Below are 17,247 nucleotides of genomic sequence, written 5' to 3'. Positions count from 1 at the left end.
CACCCATAGGGGTGCTTTTTTTATGGAGCATGAAAAAATGCCAGATCCAAATGAAAAAGCTAAGCAGGAGCAAGATCAGTTTTGCTTTCAGCTTGGCCAAGTCAGTGTAGACAAGCCAGAGGAAGGGAAAAAGAAGCGCACCTTTTCGGGTATTGCCTATAGTGGTGAAGCAATTACTGACCACTGGTATTGGGACAAGGTGGTGTTTGACCTTGATTCGATTCAGATCAAAGGCCGTATCCCCGCTTTGCTAGAGCATCGAACCAGTCAAAGAGCTGGAGCAATCAACTCATATTCTGTGAGCCATACGGAAGGCCTCAAAATTGAGGGCAATCTACTTTCAAATGAATTCGGAACTCAAGTCGCCCAGGACTCTGATGATGACTTTCCATGGCAAATGTCAGTACGGATTTATCCCACCACAGTGGAAGAGGTTAAAGAAGGTTCAGTCATTGTGAATGGCAGGACATTCCAGGCACCTGTTGCCATCTTTCGGGGTGGTCGTATCCGTGAAGTGTCATTTTGTGCTTTAGGTGCAGATGACAATACCAACGCCGTGGCAGCTAGTCACTCACCCAAAAACTTTAACCAACCAGAGGACACAGACGTGGACCTAGAACAAGCAAAAACAAAACTCAAGGAGCAGGAGCAGACCATTACAGGTTTGCAGGAACAGATTAAAAAGTTTGCTGCTGATAAACGTAATGCCGAAATCGATGCTTTGGCAAAAGACCTAGGCAAAGAATTTAGTACCGAAGAGAAGTCTAAGTTCGCTGCCATGCCAGACGATGCATTTGAGCTGATGGCCAGCACACTAAAACAGTTCTCGACAGGTAATCAAACACCACCAGCTGGCCAACAGCCACAAACACCAGCTGTAAATCCTGCACTGAACTACCTGTTTAATCATCAGGCTACTGGTGGCCAGGGTGGGCAAGGACAAGGCGGATCGGGCGGTAATCAGGAGCATCAATTCACAGCAGGTGCAAAAGCCTTCGCTGAACAAAATAAGGGGAAATAATTCATGAGCATTGCTATTCCAAAGCTAACCATCACCTCCCAACGGTTGGTGCTAGACAATGAAAAGCTGCGCCGTGCCAATGCCAAGGTCACCACGGCCACTGCATATAAGTACGGCGATCTACTGGTGCTATCAGATGACAATGTACTGACTCATGCTGCAGATGAATCATCCTGGGATGTGATCTGTGGCCAGAACGTTACCGCAGCCGAAGCAACCATTAAAGCGGCTGACGGGATTGAAATTCCGGTGTATTACGGCGGTGTATTTAACGTTGAGGCCGTGTCTTTAAATGGGGCGTTGCTGGACAAGGCGAAATATGATGCTGCCCGCGCCAAAGCAACCAAAAACAAAATCGAACTTTCTAAGGTGTAATAAACATGCCACAGTCTTTTAATATTGACGGTACTCCGCTTGAACTTCTTGATGTGGGTGAGCTTGCTCTCATTCATAACAACTTCCGTCCGATGGATACATGGCTGCTGGACCGCCTGTTTCCAAACCGCCCGATATTCGCTCGGGATTACGTACCACTAGCTGAAGTAACAGCTGAACACGACTTGGCACCACTGGTATCGCCACAGCAACCTGGTAAACCTTTTGATACTGATCAATCCGGTGAAGTACGCCATGTGAAACCGGCTTACTACAAACCTAAAAATCAGGTAACACCTGCAGAAACCTTTGAGCTTGCTTTGCTGGAGCGTCTGCGTACAGCTGGCATTATCTCTACCGGTAACCAGCAGCTCTCTGACCAGGAGAAAATGGTAATTGCTCAAATCGCTGTTATGAAACGCAACCATGATGCGATTGATAACTCGGTGCTGATGATGGCCATTAATCTTCTAAAAAATGGTCAATACCTGCTGCATTCAGATGATTATGAGTACAACCTGGTGGATTACCGTCGTGATGCATCTCTGCTTTTCACTCCTGCAATACCTTGGAATGAAGCTGGAGCAAAGCCTGTTGATGACATTAAACGTATGCTAGAGCGTCAACTGGCCGCTGATGGTGGTGAAGCTAAGCTTGCTATCATGTCGGGTTCGGTTTGGGCAGCTCTATGGAATAATTCAGAATTCAAGGATGAATTCATCAAGCCTTATGCTGGAATCTCTGTACCAGTTACACCAAGCTTTGGCGTAAGTGAGACTGCTACATTGAAAGGCACTTTTGATGGAATTGAATTCTGGGTTTACGATGCAACCTACCGTCATAAGGGTAAGGTGAACCGTTTCATTGAGAAAGACTATTTCAGTCTGATCTCGGATACTAATGGCTCGGTGGCCCATTGTAAGATTAAAAATATGCTGGCCAATGGTGTGGCTCAGCAGTACTTTGACCGTCAATGGTACTGTGAAGATCCAAGCGGCATTATGCTGATGACCGAATCTGCTCCACTGGTCATTCCATCGAATAAGAACGGCGTAGTTGGTGGGACCGGCTTCATTACTCTATAAGGAGGCTTAAATGCCGAAGTACACAGCAAAACAATCCATCGGGCATTTTATGCCAGGTGATGAAATCAAAGGGCTTGAAGCAAAACGTATTCAGGCCCTTTTAGCATCTGGGGCTATTGAAGAATATCAGGAGCCGGAAGAGCCTAAAGCAGATAGTACCGCAGCACGTCTGGCTGAGCTTGAAAAGGCTAATACAGAGCTGACAGCAGCAAATACTACTTTAACTGAAGCCAATCAGACCGCTGCTGCTGATAAAGCCAAGGCTGAGCAGGAAATTGCTGAACTTAAGGCAAAAGTGGCTGAGCTTGAAAAGGCCAAGCCAGCATCTAAGTCTAAGACCAGTGACAAGCCAGCTGAACAGGGTGCGGAAGCAGCCAAGTAAGGTGATCTATGTACGCAACAGAAGCAGACATGGTGAAGCGGTTTGCTAATGACATTGAAGAGTTAAAGCTGATGCATGCAGATGCAGCAGCTTCTATCAATGAAGCGCTTCAGGATGCGGCAGAAGAGATTAACGGCTATATCGGTGGCCGTTATCCTCTGCCTCTTCCCAATGTGCCCAGCAATCTGAACCGCATGGCCTGTGATATTGCCCGTTACCGGCTTTATTACCAGCAGCCCACTGAAGAAGTACGTAACCGTTATAAGGATGCGATTAAATTTCTTGAACGGGTACAAGATGAAAAAGCACATCTACAGATCCAGACCGCAACCAATGAAATTGTAGATGATCAGCCTAAGGGCCGGCCTACCACAATGCCCATCGGAACCAGTTATGTAGGAGGCGTGTTTGGTGATGAAACGCTAGACAAGATGCCTTCATTTAAATAAGGAGGAGGTATGGCTTTTGCTATAACAATTCGTCCTGACAATGAATCTGCCATAATGGCAGTACTGCAGCATATGGCCGATTTCGACAGCAGAAAGGAGGATATGTTTGTCGAGATTGGTGGCTATGGAGTTTATTCCACTCAAGACCGGTTTATCGGTCAGCATGATGTAGATGGTAATCCATGGAAACAGTCATGGCGAGCCCGGATGCAAAATGGTCAAACAGGCCGTGATACGGGTGAATTAATGAATGAATTGCACTATAACCTGCGCCCTGATGGTGTTGAGTGGGGTTCAAACAAAATGTATGCCCATGTCTTTCATTTTGGTGCAACCATTCTGCCTAAAACGGCGGAGTACTTAATCTTTGCGGTGGGTGGCCAGTTCAGGAAAGTGAAACAGGTCAATATCCCTTCTCGTACCTTTCTGGGCATCAATCAGGATGATGATGAAGAGATCCTTAATATTATCGGGAGGCATATAGGTGTCTGACTTTTTTGCAGTACGTGGAGAAATTGCCGAGAAGCTCAAGGAGATTCCGGATTTCAAGCAGATCTATACGCCGTTGAACTCTGTACTGGTGACTGAAATGTCTCAGGTAACCCCATCAGCTCACGTCAACTTCGTGCGGATTCGCCCTAAGGATAGTGCGGGCAAGGGGAAAATGAACATGATCAGCCAGCAGTGGGCGGTCACCGTGGCCTGTAAGAATGCCCGTTCACAGTCTATAGATGGTTCAGCGGTAACAGATCAGGCGGGTAATCTTCTTGAAGATGTTATTCAGTTGCTCTCAGGCTGGAAGCCAGCCTCGGCACGTGGAGAATTGATGCTGGTTGATGTGAAAGAAGCCTTCAGTACAGGTTTTGCATATCTCACAGCAGTATTTGAATCAGAACGATTTATCTAGGAGCCAGTCATGGCAGCAAAACAATATACGGCACTACAACCTGTAGGCCGGTTTAAAAAGGGTGAGTTCGTCGGTGGACTGGATGATGCTCAAATCAAAAAATTACTGGCAGACGGCGTGATTCAGGAAGTCCCTGAACCAAAGCCAGCTGCTTCAGCCAAGAAAACCACAGGGGATGAAAAGTAATGGCTAAGGAATATATTTCTCTGCAGGGTAAGTTCTACTTATCCAAGCTGTCGAATGGCATTGCTGGTGCGATGCGTCATATTGGCAATGTGCCCGATTTTGAGCTAGAGATCGATGCTGATGTGATCGAGCATCAAGAATCAACATCAGGTAAACGTACAACTGACTTCACTATGGTGAATACCACAGCGGTAAGTTTCAATGGAACACTGGAAGAAGTAAATAAAGAGAATCTGGAATATATCGTTTCAGGTACTAACACTGAAGTCGCTACAAATACGGTGACTGATGATTCCCTTGGAACAGTGGTTGCGGGTGAAGAAATACAGCTGGAAGGTTATAACCTGAAAGAAGTTTCATTTAAGGACTCGACTAGTGGTGCTGCCAAGACAGTTGATCCATCAAAATATAAAGTGGATGAAGTATTTGGTACTGTGATTTTTCATGATGTGGCTGATCTGACCATGCCGATTCTGGCCAGCTACAAAACAGGTGCGGTAACTCATACTTCACTTGCAGATGATTTTGATGAAGAGTACGAACTATTCTTTAAGGGTATCAATACGGCAACTGGTAAACACATGGCCGTTCGTTTATGGCGAACCAAAAAATCACCGGAAACCACTTTCCCTCTGATTCATGAAGAGCTGGGTCAGTATGAAATTTCGGGTCAGGCTTTATCTGATACAGAACGTGGCATAGATCCAAAATTGGGTTTATATGGCCACATCGTGACAATTCCTGCAGCAACTTAATCAACCAAATACAGGCACAGGGGCGCATTAGCGTCTTTTTTTGTGCCTGTGTTTTATGGTGCTTAATCATGAATAAAACTACTGCGATATTTTTCTTTTTACTGATCATTGTGATGATCATATCTGTACTTAGTTTTTTTAACTTTAAAAAGATGAATTGTGATGGTGACACCAAGTTCTTTATTTATCACGGCACTCAATATAAGTGTTCAAACTATCAAAAGTAATGAGATTCCATCATGAATGATTTTTTTCTAGCAGCTAATCGCTCTATGACAGTGAATGATGTTGAAGTTCACCAGATCCAGATAAAAGATTTTGACCAATGGGCGGTACATGCCGAAAAGGTAAAAGGCTTCTTAAAGGAAAAAGATTATTCAGATGAAATTTTAACCGAGCTTTTTAAGACTCATTCAATTGAAGTGCTGGGTATATGCAGTCTGGCCACTAAGCTTCCAGCAGCTAGCCTGATTGATTTGGCCAATGCTTCGGAACAGCAATTTAAAGAAGTTTTATCAGCAGTACTGCAGGTCAACGGTGCTTATTTTAAAGAAGACCAGCCTAAACGCCGTAATAAAAAGCAGGTAGCAAAAGACAATGATTCAACCTGGTTTGACTCATTCCAGTTGCTGATCAGTGCTGGCCATACTCATACCGAAATCATGAATATGACTTATGGTGCTTACAGTGAGTATTTAAAATCAGTCCAAAAGGATTACCGGAATAAGCTTGCAGCACTGACCAGTGTAGTGAGATCCGCTCAGCATGCTTCTGCGAAAGACTTGAAAAAATTCTTAGAAGATTTAAAAGACTCATCGTGAGCAAAGAAGCTTTTTCACATTGCGATAATTTAGACCAGTCGGTTAAGATGCTCAAAAATATCTCAAAATAAGGTAAGAAAATGAAACAGACTTTTTTATCTGTTGTAGTTGGGGGATTTAGGAGCATTACTCTGTGAATCTAAAATATGTACTTATTGCAGTTATTCTGGTGGTAGGTGGTCTTTTTTATTTTATGCATCAAAGTAATAAGGCTGATGCAGAAAGACTTGAACAAGCAAAAGTAGCTCATGAACAGAAAATCAGACTTGAAGAAGCTGCGGCTATTCAAGCTAAAAAAGATGCTGCAGAATTAAAAGCTCGTCATGAGTTACAGAGAATTAAAGAAAATGAAGCAAGTCAGAAGGCTCAGCAAGACAAACAAAAAGCTCAGATAGAGCTTGCAGCCTCTAAAGTAAAAGATAGCTTGCTTGATCCTGATTCTGCAAAATTTAGGAATCAGAAAGGGTATTGCGGAGAAGTTAATTCTAAAAATCGAATGGGAGGATATGTTGGATTCAGCCGATACATATATATGCCTGAAGATGGACTAGTAAGAATTGAGAGTGATACACCATCAGGTACTTCCTCAGTGTTAATGGATGCTTTATGGAAAATAAAGTGTGAATAAAATTTAATCTCTAATTAAGTCGGTTCATTTTTTAGAGCTTTTAATATCTTCATCTAACCCACCATTCGGTGGGTTTTTTATTGCGAGTAAGAACATGGCCGGTAAAGAATTAACCTTTAAACTTGTGATGGAAGCTGATACTAAAAACTATGTATCAAATATTAAGGATTCAGAGAGTGTTACCAAGGCCCTTTACGCCGCAATAAAACAAGAATCTGAAAAACTGAAGGCTGCATCTGAACAAGCTGCTCAGGAAGTTGGAAAAATAGTTCCTGATGATTTGCAGAAGAAAGCTGATCAAGCCAAAGGAAAGTTGAGTGAAGTCTCTCAGGCTGCTGGTGAGTTAGGCAATCAGGCAAGTCGGGCTGCAGCTAAAGTAGACGGTCTTGAAAATGATTTGAGCGCCGTAGCGAATGAAGCCAAACAAGCCGGAATCATTTTAAACACAGCTATTCCTGAAGAGATCATTCCTTCTGAATCTACACAAAAAGTTTCTCAGCTAGTTACAGGATTGCATAGTGCCACCCAAGCTTTAGGGGAAATGGGTAGTGACGCAAACATAAGTGCAGATAACCTTAAGCAACTTGGCGATTATGGCCAGCAAGCGCTTACCGGCCTACAAAATGATTTGCAGCAAGCAAAGCTACATTTGAACTATTTAGCTGCAACGAATGCTACACCTGAGGATATTGAGCGAGCCAAGGCAGAAGTCAAGAACCTTGAAACAGGCGTAAAGCAGGTCAAAACAGCATTTGATGGATTTCAGGGTGTAGCTAATGGTGCATTGAGTTCTGTTGCTACTCAGGCAGAGGTAACAGAAGAAGCAATCACAGATGTTGTGCCATCTGAACTTATCCAGAAGGCTCAAAGTTTAAGTGAAAAATTCTTTTCTGCTGCTAAAGAAATTGAAGCTCTTGGTGACAAGTCAGTTATCAGTGCAGGTGAACTACGCTCAATGTCGAGCATTGGTGAGCAAGGCCTTAATGAGCTTAACTCAGCCCTAAAAGCTGCTCAGGCTGAATTAGTCCGACTACAAAATACTGACGGCACTTTAAAAGATATCGAGATTGCAAAAGATCGTGTTCTAAGTATTGAAGATGCTATTAAAGAAACATCCAGTGCATTTAATTACTATCAGGACGTTGCTGTAAATGCCATGCGTGGCGTGGACAATGCCACCCAATCGACCATTAACCAGTTACAGCAGTTCAGTGCAGTAGATCTATCAGGTGTAATAGGTGAAGCGCAGACTGTAACTCGTGCTATCGAGTCAATGGGAAGCGGTGCAACAGTATCTACGCGTGAAGTTCAGCGTATTGGTGAATTAGGCTCTAACGCGATTAATGCTTTAGAAAGAGAACTGAACGAGGCTAAATTAGCTTGGCAGGCCCTATCAAGTGCCAGCCATGATATTTCTCTTGAAGAACTGAATCAGGCTAAACAAAAAGTTGAACGCTTGGAGCAGGCTCTGGACCTGACTGAAAACTCAATGAATGAGTTTAAGAGTGCGACCCAGCAAGCAGTACCGGTGGTGGATCATCTGGATCAGTCTCTGGAAAAGACAAACCATGAGCTTAAGGATACAGAAACTTTCGGGCAACGGGCGGCAAGTGAGGTTGAAGGCCTAAGAAATAGCTTCAATGCTTTAACCGGTGTTTTGGCTGCAGTGGGTATTGGTACAAGTGCAATGGAAATTGCACAGGTATCTGATCAGTATAAAACGCTATCTGGCCGTATTCAGATTGCGATTGGTGATAATGCCAACTTAAAACAGGCAATGGATGATGTTGCAAATGTAGCCATAAAAACCAATTCTAATCTTGTGGCTACCGGTGATCTGTTTGCACGGCTGACTAAAATTGGTCAGGAGATGAAGTGGCCGCAAGAGCAGGCTTTAGCACTGACTGAAACTATTAACCGCGCCATTCAGGTGGGTGGTGGTAGTGCAGAAGCGAATGAAGCTGCAATTACCCAGCTTAATCAGGCGTTAGGTTCAGGTGTACTACGAGGTGATGAGTTTAACTCCATGGTTGAACAGTCACCCCGACTGACACAGGCAATGGCCGACGGATTGGGTGTGACTACTGGCCAATTACGTGAGATGGCTAATCAGGGACAGTTGACCACCGCCGTAGTGACCAAAGCTATTTTAAGCCAGAGTGAAGTGATCACTGCCGAGTTTAATAAATTCCCAGCTACGATTGGCGCTTCTATTGAGAACCTGAAAACAGCCTGGACAATTTATATCGGTGAAGCAGATGCAGCGAGTGGAGCAAGTGCTAAGGTAGCCCAAGCCTTAAAATTTGTTTCTCAAAACCTTGATGCACTTATTACAACCCTTACTGCTGCAGCTCAGGCATTTATCGCTTATAAAGCTATTGGAATGGCAGCAGTATTTCTGGAAAAAGCCAATGCAGCGAAGGCTGCACAAGTTGCTATCGCTACAGAAACCGTAGCACTGACTGCAAATACCGGTGCAAATACAGCCAATACACGTGCTACCCATCTTACGGCAGTAGCTAAAACCGAACTGGCTGCTGCAACCAATGCAAGTACAACCGCAAATACAGCAGCTGCAGGAGTATTTGGTCGTGTTACTACTGCCACAAATGGACTTAAGGCAGGATTGGTTTCTGTTTTATCCAGGTTTGGAGCATATGGTGCTGCAGCAGCCGGTGTTGTAATCGCTAGTGATTTGATGGTTGACGGTTTTAAGACAACTGATGAATGGCTACTCCGACAGGGGTCAAATTTCTTCGATTGGGCTATAGCGAGAGTAACAGGTACAAAATCGCTGGCCGAGCAGGAACGCGATCTGGCAGCAGCTGAGGAGGAATCACGAAAGAAACAGGAAGCAAGTACTGCGGCCAAGGAAAAACACGCTGCTAAAGTAGAAATGCTCAAAAACGCTTCTCTTGGCTTAAATGAAGTGTCAAAAGCAACCGTTGCAGAGTTTGATAAGCAGATTGTCTCAGGTAAATCCGTATCTGAGGCATTAGATGGTGTAGCTAAATCTTTTAATTTTGATAGTACTACCAGTATAAATAATGGAATTACTGCGCTCTTAGCATTACAGACACAAGGTAAGGCTACTGGCGAAGAGATTCGGAAATCACTGACCGGTATATTAAAAGATGAAGATTTAGGAGCATTTCAAGGAAGGCTTGCCGCGATTCCAGTCAACATTGATAAACAGCTTGCTGAGGTTAATGCCAAGGTTAAGGCTAGACAGGCCGAACTGGATGAATGGAAAAAAGCAAACCAGAATGCTGCCATGAAGGACTGGGAGGCTGCAACAGAAAAATATCGTGCCGACATTCAGAAACTTCAAGCTGAAGCTAGTGCTCTTAATGTTCAGTATGCTAATGCGATTAAAAGCGCTGCCATGGTTCAAGGTGCTATTCTGGATGAAGCTATTCGTCGTACAGGTCTGAGTTATGAAGAACTTGGTGGTAAATCTACCAAGGCTTTTACCTCGGCTAAGAACGACGTAAATACTTTAATTCAGAATCTGGACCAGTTAAAAAGTAAAGGAGTAGATGTAGGGCTGGCTTTGGATGTAAGTATTTCTAAAGCAATCAATACTGCTACTAATCAAAGAGAGCTAGAAGATTTAAAAGTTAAAATTAATGATTTGCGCATTATTTTGAGTAGCAAGGTAGCTGATGGCTTACTTCGACAAGCTGAACAGCAATTAGTTGATCTCAAAGAAAAGGCTGATCTAGCTCGAGCAGGCATTAATTCTGTTGAAGAAGCTTTTGGTTTGTTTGGTATGAAAACACCTGCACAACTTAAAGTAGTTGCTGAAGAATATAAAGCAGCCTTTGATACTATGCGAAATAGTGGCCAAGCTACTTTATCCCAGCAGCAAGAGGCTTTCAAACAATATGCAGAGAAAGCAATTGCTGCAAATAAAGGGGTAGCTGATAGCACTATTTTATCGCAAGCAAGTATGCTGGATATGAAAATAGAGGTAGATGCTACTGGTAAAGCAACCGTTTCAGCCATTAAGCCTTTAGAGAATGCACTGGATAGGGTCAAAGATGGGTTTGACGGCATAAGAGGAGGTGCTAGATCAGCAGGACAAGCCATGCGTGAGGAGGCCAAATCCTCTACTGAAGCCTGGTCAGAAGCTCTTACTGCCATGCAGGGCAAGCTTAAAGCCTCTAAAACTGGAGTCATGGCTAAAAACGGTTATTCAGTTGATGAGATTGAGCAGCAGCTGACTGAAATGGGATATAGCGGTAATGCCAGGCAAAAGGCTAAAGAGCTATTCGAGACGGCTCAACAGGGTCCAGGTGGTTATTACCGTTCAGCTTCTCATGAATATGCTGCGCGTTATGGTGTCTCTGCATACGACAACCAGAAACAGACCGGCAACTACATGTTCATTGCCGAGCAGCTGGAAAAGCTGGAGGAATATGCAGGCAAGTCGGGCAGTACTGGTTCCAGAGTCAATGTAAACAATCTGGCCCCGGACGTGAGCTATCCTAAAACCAGCACTCCAACTGCTGAGCCTTCACGTACTGTCATCAACCAGATCTCTATTAATGGCCGCACAATTAATGTCCCTGTGGATGAGGCTAATCAGGGCAGTTTTAATGATTTCCTGACTGAACTGGAAAGGATAAAAAAGAGTAGCTAATGAAATTAATACGAGTGTCTACATCAGAAACCGTCCCGCTTGAGGACGGTTTTTTATGGTCTGATGAATTTGAATGGAAGCCCATCGAGCAGAAACAGAGTCGGGCTATTGATGGTTCTCTAATTATCCAGGAGGGCCGTAAAAAAGCAGGTCGTTCAATTGTGCTGCAACCGGCAGATAACACGATGGGCTGGATCAAACGCCGTGATTTACGCACGGTTCAAGACTGGTCTGCTTTATCTGAACAATTCATTCTGGCTTTTGAGTATCAGCACGACAGACGTGAATTTCATGTGATTTTTAACCATGAAGCCGGGGCTTTGGAAGCTGCTCCAGTGAAGGGAATTCCATCTGTATCTGAGGATGACTATTACAACGTGACTTTACGTTTTATTGAAGTGGGGGAACTTTACAGTGGCAATTGAAACTAAAAATCTGGTGCTCTATAAGTCCGAGCGCCTGAGCGATACAGAAGATGGTGGTGGCAAGTACTCTGGCCAGATGATTGAAGATGGCCAGAGCAATAACCTGTTTAATGATGTGAGTGAGCTGGACCGCACCATGGGTGATGTGTCACTGCGTAAACTGTTCCCCGCCGTGACAACGAATGATACAGATTTGCTTATGGGGGCTACGGTCTTTATCTCGGAAAACCCGAAAGACCCGAATGTCTCAGCTTTGCTGTTTAGTACAAAGTCGTGGATTGATGAGCGCAAGTCCGCCCAGAACCGGATTGAAAACTATCTGGCCAAGGGTGGGCAGGCAGCCGGCATTCCACTGGATACACATTACACAGGCATGAAAACCTTGCAGGTGGCGATGTTTCCAAGTGAAGTCGAAAGCTCGGTGGGCAGTACACTGGTATTGGTCTCGAAAGAAGGCCAGGCACTGCAGCATGAGCAATATGTTCGCATCACCAAAGTTGAAACCCGTGTTGCCAAGATGGTCATCGATGGAAAGGAAGTTGAATATAAAATTGCCACCTACAGTATCAATGATCCACTCGATCAGGATTATGTCGGACTCTCTGCAAGACAATGGTACAGCGGCGAAAAGTCTCAAACGATTTTACGGGATACTATCGTAGCCGATACCGGCAAGTATTATGCATCCAGCAATCTCAAGTCTGCTGCAAAAGTCGGTGAGTTTACCGTAAATGCGGAAAGTATCTTTGCCCAGCTGGTTCCATCTGCCCAGACTGAAACACCAATTGTGGATGTAAACGCAGCCGGGGAAAGTATGGTACTGGTACCGGGTAACACTGCTGCTATTACTGCAACTTACTCGACCACCATTGGTACCGCTCAGAACCTATATATCGGCTCATCTGTCATGCCATCGAGTGTCTCGTTTAACCTGTTTGGACAGCAGATCACTGATCAGGGCGGATTACTTAAAAATACTTCTGGTACCCAGGTTGGAACAATTGATTACCAGCGTGGCTTGATCCAGTGGACGCAAGCTGCAGGGGCAGGATCTGCAAACTTAAGCATGACCTTTAAGCCGGCTTCAGCACCCAACCAGTACTTCCAGTCGGAAACCCGGCCAGTGACCCAGCAGAACCAGAGTGCCAACTGGACTGGTGTGCTGGTACCACCACCAGCCCCGGGTAGCTTGTCGGTTTCTTATATGTCACAGGGCAAGTTTTATGAACTGAAAGATGATGGTTCGGGGCAATTAAAAGGTGCAAGTACTTCGTTTGGCTCTGGTGCGGTCAACTATGAGACCGGTTCCTGGTCTATTACGACGGGCGCTTTACCGGATGTGAATACACCAATCCTGTTGCTGTGGGGTACACCGCTGGCTACGTTCATACGCTCAGGTCTTGCGGTTGAACCGGCAGCATTCGAGTTTGATTTGCAGCAAGCTGGTATAGCCTCGGGAAGCGTGACAGTGAAATGGTTACTGGAAGGCGAACAGAAAACTGCAACTACAAATACGCTGGGCCAGTTTAGTGGCGATGCCACCGGTACCTTTAACTATGCTACCGGTCAAGGCCGGCTGGTACCGAATAAACTGCCGCAGAAAAATACGGTCTTCACCATCAACTATAGCTACGGGGCATCTACATTCCAGCAGATCGATAGCGTTATGCCGGTGGACCGGAAACTTAATTTCAAGATTGGTACCGGTGCAGCTATTCAGCCTAACAGTATTGAACTCAAGATACCTCTTACCAGTCAGTTGGGAAACACCGCAGGTTCTGTCACGCTGACGGATATTCCGGTAAATGCCGAAGTCGGCAATCTGGTGGATAGCAAAGGTAAAGTACAGGGCACTATTGTTTACGCAACAGGTGCAGTGGAAATTATTCCTGAAGCGACTACGACGCTTTACAGCAAGTCCTATACACCCATTGAAATCTATAGAGCGGGGTAAGCTATGTCATTTTATTTACCGACCACTTCCAACATCAGGGAAGAAGTGGTGCAGCTGGGCGCTTATGCCAGTACATCTATTGAAGCCCGTTACAGGGATACTTCGGGCGTAAGTGCCGGGGTTAAACAGGTTACCGGTGACAAGCTACGCTTTGATCTGACCCGGGGCTTTGATGAGCAGATTCTCTCCGGCGCGGTGCGTTTTATGCTAGGTACGGATACCTATCTGGACCGTACCGGTACTCTAGTGCGTAATGTAAATCCAGCCAATAACAGTGGCACCAGTTCTGGCAGTATTCAGTATGGTACCGGTAAGATTGAAATCGACAGCTGGACACCAAATACCGATAACCGCCTGACACTACAGTCTCTCACTACAACTACAGATATGCCGCCGGTCAACCGTATCAGCTTTAGAACGCCAGTCAGTCCGCTGCGTCCCGGATCATTAACAGTCGTCGTAGCCACACTGGACTTTGGGCAGCTCACACTACGTGCTGATGACGATGGCATCATTGAAACCAGCCGTGCACATGGCCAGATTAATTACGATACCGGTTTTGTGGATCTGTTTTTTTATACCAAGACTGAAATTACTGAAAGTAATCGTACAGGAATTGAAGAGCAGGACTGGTATGACGTTCTGCTCGAGTATGAGGAAGCCGGTAAAAGGTACATCAATATACCGGTCTGGGTTGCGCCGGAGACTGTACGTTATAACGCGGTGGCTTATACCTACATCCCGCTGGATGCCGAGATTCTGGGACTATCTGCCACCCGTTTACCACTAGATGGCCGGGTACCGATTTACCGGGTCGGTGATATTGCTATTGTCAGCTCTAGTAAAACCTTTGAGCTACCGGATCATGTGGCTGGCCAGATTTATGAATTACCGGATCAGCGCATTTCATGGGCCGAGCTTGAAGATGCAGATGGCGTAAAAGTGCCATTTGATATGTACAGCGTGGATTATGACTATGGCAAGTTTACGCTGGGTGGTGACTTTGCGTTAAATGCACTGACCGCACCATTGACGATGAAATATCGCTATCAGGACATGCTGCTGATCCGTGATGTGCAGATCAATGGCCAGCTAACCTTCACCAAACCTTTAACGCATAACTACGATGCTGAGAACACGATTGTTGGCTCAGCACTAGTGATTGGTGATATGCAGGCCCGCTCTACCGGTAAATTTGTACAGCAGTCATGGAATAGTGTCTGGTCAAATGAAGCAAGCGGTGGGAAACTTTCAGCTAATTATAATGATGCCTTATATCCGATTGGAGTCACCAACAAAGGGGCAATTCAGGAACGCTGGGCGCTGGTGTTTACTGATGCGATAAACTTTCGCTGTATCGGGGAATATTCGGGACAGATTGGAACAGGCACTGTGAATACGGACTTTGCACCGATCAATCCGGTCACTGGAGTGCCATATTTTGTAGTGAAAAAGGAAGGCTGGGGACAGGGCTGGGTGAGTGGCAATGTACTGCGCTTTAACACAGTGGCTGCAACCTTCCCGGTTTGGGTGATTCGCACCGTAAAGCAGTCCGAACCGAATGTGATGTCAGATCAGTTTCAAATCATGCTGCGCGGTGACATTGACCGCATGGTTTAACACTTAAATCAAACATGGCCGTGTTAAGCGGTCTTTTTAATGAGTAAATAAAAATGGTCGCAAGTACAGATATTAAGTTTTATGTGCACACCAACAACAATGCACCACAATTGCAAAATGCTTATGGCTCAATGATTAATGTGCTGGATGCCTGTTTGGTAAATGGCATCAATATTGGTACAGTGTCATCCCTTACAGTATTAGGCACAACAGTCACTGTATTATTCAGCTCTTCACATAATTTAATGCAATACCAAGTGATTAAAATCACAGGGGCAACGCAGTCAGAGTTTAATGGTGAGCATCGAATTTTAACTGTGCCGAATGCACAGAGTGTGACATTCGATCTAGCCGCTGCGCCAAGCGTAGCAACTGCCACCGGCACAATCACAGCATCATTACCGCCACTTGGTTGGGAGAAACCATTTTCAAGCATTAATGCAAGTGGTGGCGGTAAGGCTGCTTATCGCTCAACCAATACGCTTTTACCAAGCCGTCCGTTTTTACGTGTCGTTGATGAGCCTGATCCTGCTTACAGTACGTCCTACGCAAAATATGCGAAAGTCGGAATTGTTGAAGATATGACGGGCATTGATATGATGCTCGGTGTTCAGGCACCATTTGATGCTGCTGCGCCTGACAAAAATTGGGTAGGAACAGGCTCAGGAACAACAGCCATTAATGGTTGGGCAAAATGGTATTATGCAAGTGCTCAACTACAAAACACACTATACCCCGACAGCACAATACCATCAGCAGGCAATCGAAATTGGATGCTGGTGGGTAATGATGATTTTTTTTACATCATACCGTCATTTAATTTGCTTGTACCTGGGCTTGTTTACGGATTCGGGTCATTTACATCATTTTTAAATAGTGATAATGCTAATAATTTTTTATCTTGTACTTTACAGTATGCAACAGCATTGGAAACGGATGGTACAGCTAAAGATGATTTTACAGGCCTGTCGAAAACAGCCCCAAATAACAGTGTTTTGATTCATCGAGGTTCATCAAACCCATCCTTATCATCTACTGCAAAAACGTATTCAAACCCGTTTTCAACAATATCAGCAACAATCAACAGCATTGCTAATAAAGATTCACAAGGTGGCTTTATGCTTTTCCCTGTTTTTGTACTCGAAAGCAATAGTGTTTTGAGGGGATGTTTACCGATCTTAAAAAATGCTGCACAAGTATCAGATTTTACAGACAGAGAAGCATTTGTTGTGGATGATGAAGTTTTTATTGCTCGCGAAGCGTATATAAGAGGCGCATCAACAAAGGCGCAAATTTTCTTTAGCTTGGGGAAAAGATGATTATTAATTTAATACCAATAAAAGCTCCAATTGCGCTAGGTTTTTCTATTAAAAATCCAAAAACCATCTCAGGGGTGATATATAAAATTGGGATCCCTGCTCGCGCGAATGTGCACTTGCATGAACGAATATCGGGATTAATAGTGGCAAGCACACTCAGCAATACTAATGGATTTTATGGATTCACTAATATATCAGGTGAGCATAAGTTTTTTGTGACATCACAGGACCCTGACCTTAAATACAACGCAGTCATTCAAGATAACGTGGTGCCAAAATGAGTAAAACATCAGTTAAGGCAAAGCTTGCCATGATTCAGGCCTTTGCCAGCTTTTTAGATAACGGTAGCCAGAGTGCTACCATTATTTTTTATGAAGGTGAGCAGCCAGAAAGTCCGGCTGCTGCTGCCGATACATCCAAGATGCTGGTCACGGTGACTCTGCCAGAGCCCTGTATCAAGGAAGTAACAGCCACCCATGTTGAACTACAACCCTCTGTTACAGCAACGGTCATTAAAGCAGGTACGGCAAGCTGGGCGCGGATCTATAACGGTGCCGGGGAAGCTGCAGCTGATCTGACTATAGGGACAGATATTAGCCTGGCCAATACTAATCTGGTCATCGGTGGCACTTTAACGATTCAATCTATCAAGTTAAAACCGTAATCTGAGGTGCT

At 44.7% G+C, this 17,247-nt stretch carries 18 protein-coding genes; all 18 read left to right on the top strand.

Going from position 1 to position 17,247, the window contains the following annotated elements; all coding sequences use genetic code 11:
• Positions 1 to 37: 37 nt before the first annotated feature.
• The 18 genes from AC0VYT_RS10395 to AC0VYT_RS10310 all read left to right on the top strand — a co-directional run bounded on the left by AC0VYT_RS10395 (position 38) and on the right by AC0VYT_RS10310 (position 17,236).
• On the top strand, positions 38 to 1,021 hold the full coding sequence (locus AC0VYT_RS10395) for a hypothetical protein (RefSeq protein ID WP_034684823.1): 984 nt from the start codon (positions 38 to 40) through the stop codon (positions 1,019 to 1,021).
• Positions 1,022 to 1,024: 3 nt separating this feature from the next.
• The gene (locus AC0VYT_RS10390) at positions 1,025 to 1,396 is read left to right on the top strand and encodes a hypothetical protein (RefSeq protein WP_034684816.1); all 372 of its coding nucleotides are present in this window, start codon (positions 1,025 to 1,027) and stop codon (positions 1,394 to 1,396) included.
• A 5-nt stretch (positions 1,397 to 1,401) separates the two neighbouring features.
• Positions 1,402 to 2,481, top strand: coding sequence for a major capsid protein (locus AC0VYT_RS10385; protein WP_034684817.1), 1,080 nt, complete (start codon positions 1,402 to 1,404; stop codon positions 2,479 to 2,481).
• A 10-nt stretch (positions 2,482 to 2,491) separates the two neighbouring features.
• A complete protein-coding gene (locus AC0VYT_RS10380; protein ID WP_034673172.1) occupies positions 2,492 to 2,863 on the top strand; it encodes a hypothetical protein in 372 nt (123 codons plus the stop codon).
• Between the two features lie 8 nt (positions 2,864 to 2,871).
• The gene (locus AC0VYT_RS10375; RefSeq protein WP_034673168.1) at positions 2,872 to 3,312 is read left to right on the top strand and encodes a gp436 family protein; all 441 of its coding nucleotides are present in this window, start codon (positions 2,872 to 2,874) and stop codon (positions 3,310 to 3,312) included.
• A gap of 9 nt (positions 3,313 to 3,321) precedes the next feature.
• The gene (locus tag AC0VYT_RS10370) at positions 3,322 to 3,804 is read left to right on the top strand and encodes a phage virion morphogenesis protein (RefSeq protein ID WP_034684819.1); all 483 of its coding nucleotides are present in this window, start codon (positions 3,322 to 3,324) and stop codon (positions 3,802 to 3,804) included.
• Positions 3,797 to 4,219 (top strand): phage tail terminator protein, encoded by a 423-nt coding sequence (locus AC0VYT_RS10365; RefSeq protein ID WP_034680420.1) that lies wholly within the window; start codon positions 3,797 to 3,799, stop codon positions 4,217 to 4,219. Before AC0VYT_RS10370 ends, AC0VYT_RS10365 begins: the two co-directional genes overlap by 8 nt.
• Positions 4,220 to 4,228: 9 nt before the next feature.
• On the top strand, positions 4,229 to 4,405 hold the full coding sequence (locus AC0VYT_RS10360; RefSeq protein WP_171072026.1) for a hypothetical protein: 177 nt from the start codon (positions 4,229 to 4,231) through the stop codon (positions 4,403 to 4,405).
• Positions 4,405 to 5,160, top strand: coding sequence for a phage tail tube protein (locus tag AC0VYT_RS10355; protein ID WP_034684821.1), 756 nt, complete (start codon positions 4,405 to 4,407; stop codon positions 5,158 to 5,160). The genes AC0VYT_RS10360 and AC0VYT_RS10355 overlap by 1 nt, the downstream gene beginning before the upstream one ends.
• Positions 5,161 to 5,399: 239 nt before the next feature.
• A complete protein-coding gene (locus tag AC0VYT_RS10350; RefSeq protein ID WP_034670949.1) occupies positions 5,400 to 5,981 on the top strand; it encodes a hypothetical protein in 582 nt (193 codons plus the stop codon).
• A 133-nt stretch (positions 5,982 to 6,114) separates the two neighbouring features.
• Complete coding sequence (locus AC0VYT_RS10345; RefSeq protein WP_052017250.1) at positions 6,115 to 6,609, top strand: hypothetical protein; 495 nt, start codon at positions 6,115 to 6,117, stop codon at positions 6,607 to 6,609.
• A 94-nt stretch (positions 6,610 to 6,703) separates the two neighbouring features.
• A complete protein-coding gene (locus tag AC0VYT_RS10340) occupies positions 6,704 to 11,254 on the top strand; it encodes a tape measure protein (RefSeq protein ID WP_052026710.1) in 4,551 nt (1,516 codons plus the stop codon).
• Positions 11,254 to 11,679 carry a hypothetical protein gene (locus AC0VYT_RS10335; protein WP_034680858.1) on the top strand — a complete coding sequence of 142 codons (426 nt, stop codon included), beginning with the start codon at positions 11,254 to 11,256 and terminating at the stop codon, positions 11,677 to 11,679. Before AC0VYT_RS10340 ends, AC0VYT_RS10335 begins: the two co-directional genes overlap by 1 nt.
• Positions 11,669 to 13,633, top strand: a complete 1,965-nt coding sequence (locus AC0VYT_RS10330; RefSeq protein WP_476496660.1) for a hypothetical protein — start codon at positions 11,669 to 11,671, stop codon at positions 13,631 to 13,633. The genes AC0VYT_RS10335 and AC0VYT_RS10330 overlap by 11 nt, the downstream gene beginning before the upstream one ends.
• 3 nt (positions 13,634 to 13,636) lie before the next feature.
• Entirely contained in the window at positions 13,637 to 15,253 is a 1,617-nt protein-coding gene (locus AC0VYT_RS10325) for a hypothetical protein (RefSeq protein WP_476496659.1), read from the top strand.
• A gap of 53 nt (positions 15,254 to 15,306) precedes the next feature.
• Positions 15,307 to 16,572 carry a hypothetical protein gene (locus AC0VYT_RS10320; protein WP_476496658.1) on the top strand — a complete coding sequence of 422 codons (1,266 nt, stop codon included), beginning with the start codon at positions 15,307 to 15,309 and terminating at the stop codon, positions 16,570 to 16,572.
• Complete coding sequence (locus tag AC0VYT_RS10315; protein ID WP_248122979.1) at positions 16,569 to 16,853, top strand: carboxypeptidase regulatory-like domain-containing protein; 285 nt, start codon at positions 16,569 to 16,571, stop codon at positions 16,851 to 16,853. Before AC0VYT_RS10320 ends, AC0VYT_RS10315 begins: the two co-directional genes overlap by 4 nt.
• The gene (locus AC0VYT_RS10310) at positions 16,850 to 17,236 is read left to right on the top strand and encodes a hypothetical protein (protein ID WP_476496657.1); all 387 of its coding nucleotides are present in this window, start codon (positions 16,850 to 16,852) and stop codon (positions 17,234 to 17,236) included. Before AC0VYT_RS10315 ends, AC0VYT_RS10310 begins: the two co-directional genes overlap by 4 nt.
• Positions 17,237 to 17,247: the final 11 nt, after the last annotated feature.

It is taken from the genome of Acinetobacter sp. QJM3NY_42 (assembly GCF_056173745.1).
Note: the sequence above shows the minus strand (reverse complement) of the source record. Positions and strands in the feature narration are given on the sequence as shown.

Coding starts and splice junctions, on each gene's coding strand:
- AC0VYT_RS10395 (WP_034684823.1), top strand. CDS start 38: ATGCCAGATCCAAATGAAAAAGCTAAGCAGGAGCAAGATCAGTTTTGC.
- AC0VYT_RS10390 (WP_034684816.1), top strand. CDS start 1,025: ATGAGCATTGCTATTCCAAAGCTAACCATCACCTCCCAACGGTTGGTG.
- AC0VYT_RS10385 (WP_034684817.1), top strand. CDS start 1,402: ATGCCACAGTCTTTTAATATTGACGGTACTCCGCTTGAACTTCTTGAT.
- AC0VYT_RS10380 (WP_034673172.1), top strand. CDS start 2,492: ATGCCGAAGTACACAGCAAAACAATCCATCGGGCATTTTATGCCAGGT.
- AC0VYT_RS10375 (WP_034673168.1), top strand. CDS start 2,872: ATGTACGCAACAGAAGCAGACATGGTGAAGCGGTTTGCTAATGACATT.
- AC0VYT_RS10370 (WP_034684819.1), top strand. CDS start 3,322: ATGGCTTTTGCTATAACAATTCGTCCTGACAATGAATCTGCCATAATG.
- AC0VYT_RS10360 (WP_171072026.1), top strand. CDS start 4,229: ATGGCAGCAAAACAATATACGGCACTACAACCTGTAGGCCGGTTTAAA.
- AC0VYT_RS10355 (WP_034684821.1), top strand. CDS start 4,405: ATGGCTAAGGAATATATTTCTCTGCAGGGTAAGTTCTACTTATCCAAG.
- AC0VYT_RS10350 (WP_034670949.1), top strand. CDS start 5,400: ATGAATGATTTTTTTCTAGCAGCTAATCGCTCTATGACAGTGAATGAT.
- AC0VYT_RS10340 (WP_052026710.1), top strand. CDS start 6,704: ATGGCCGGTAAAGAATTAACCTTTAAACTTGTGATGGAAGCTGATACT.
- AC0VYT_RS10335 (WP_034680858.1), top strand. CDS start 11,254: ATGAAATTAATACGAGTGTCTACATCAGAAACCGTCCCGCTTGAGGAC.
- AC0VYT_RS10325 (WP_476496659.1), top strand. CDS start 13,637: ATGTCATTTTATTTACCGACCACTTCCAACATCAGGGAAGAAGTGGTG.
- AC0VYT_RS10320 (WP_476496658.1), top strand. CDS start 15,307: ATGGTCGCAAGTACAGATATTAAGTTTTATGTGCACACCAACAACAAT.
- AC0VYT_RS10315 (WP_248122979.1), top strand. CDS start 16,569: ATGATTATTAATTTAATACCAATAAAAGCTCCAATTGCGCTAGGTTTT.
- AC0VYT_RS10310 (WP_476496657.1), top strand. CDS start 16,850: ATGAGTAAAACATCAGTTAAGGCAAAGCTTGCCATGATTCAGGCCTTT.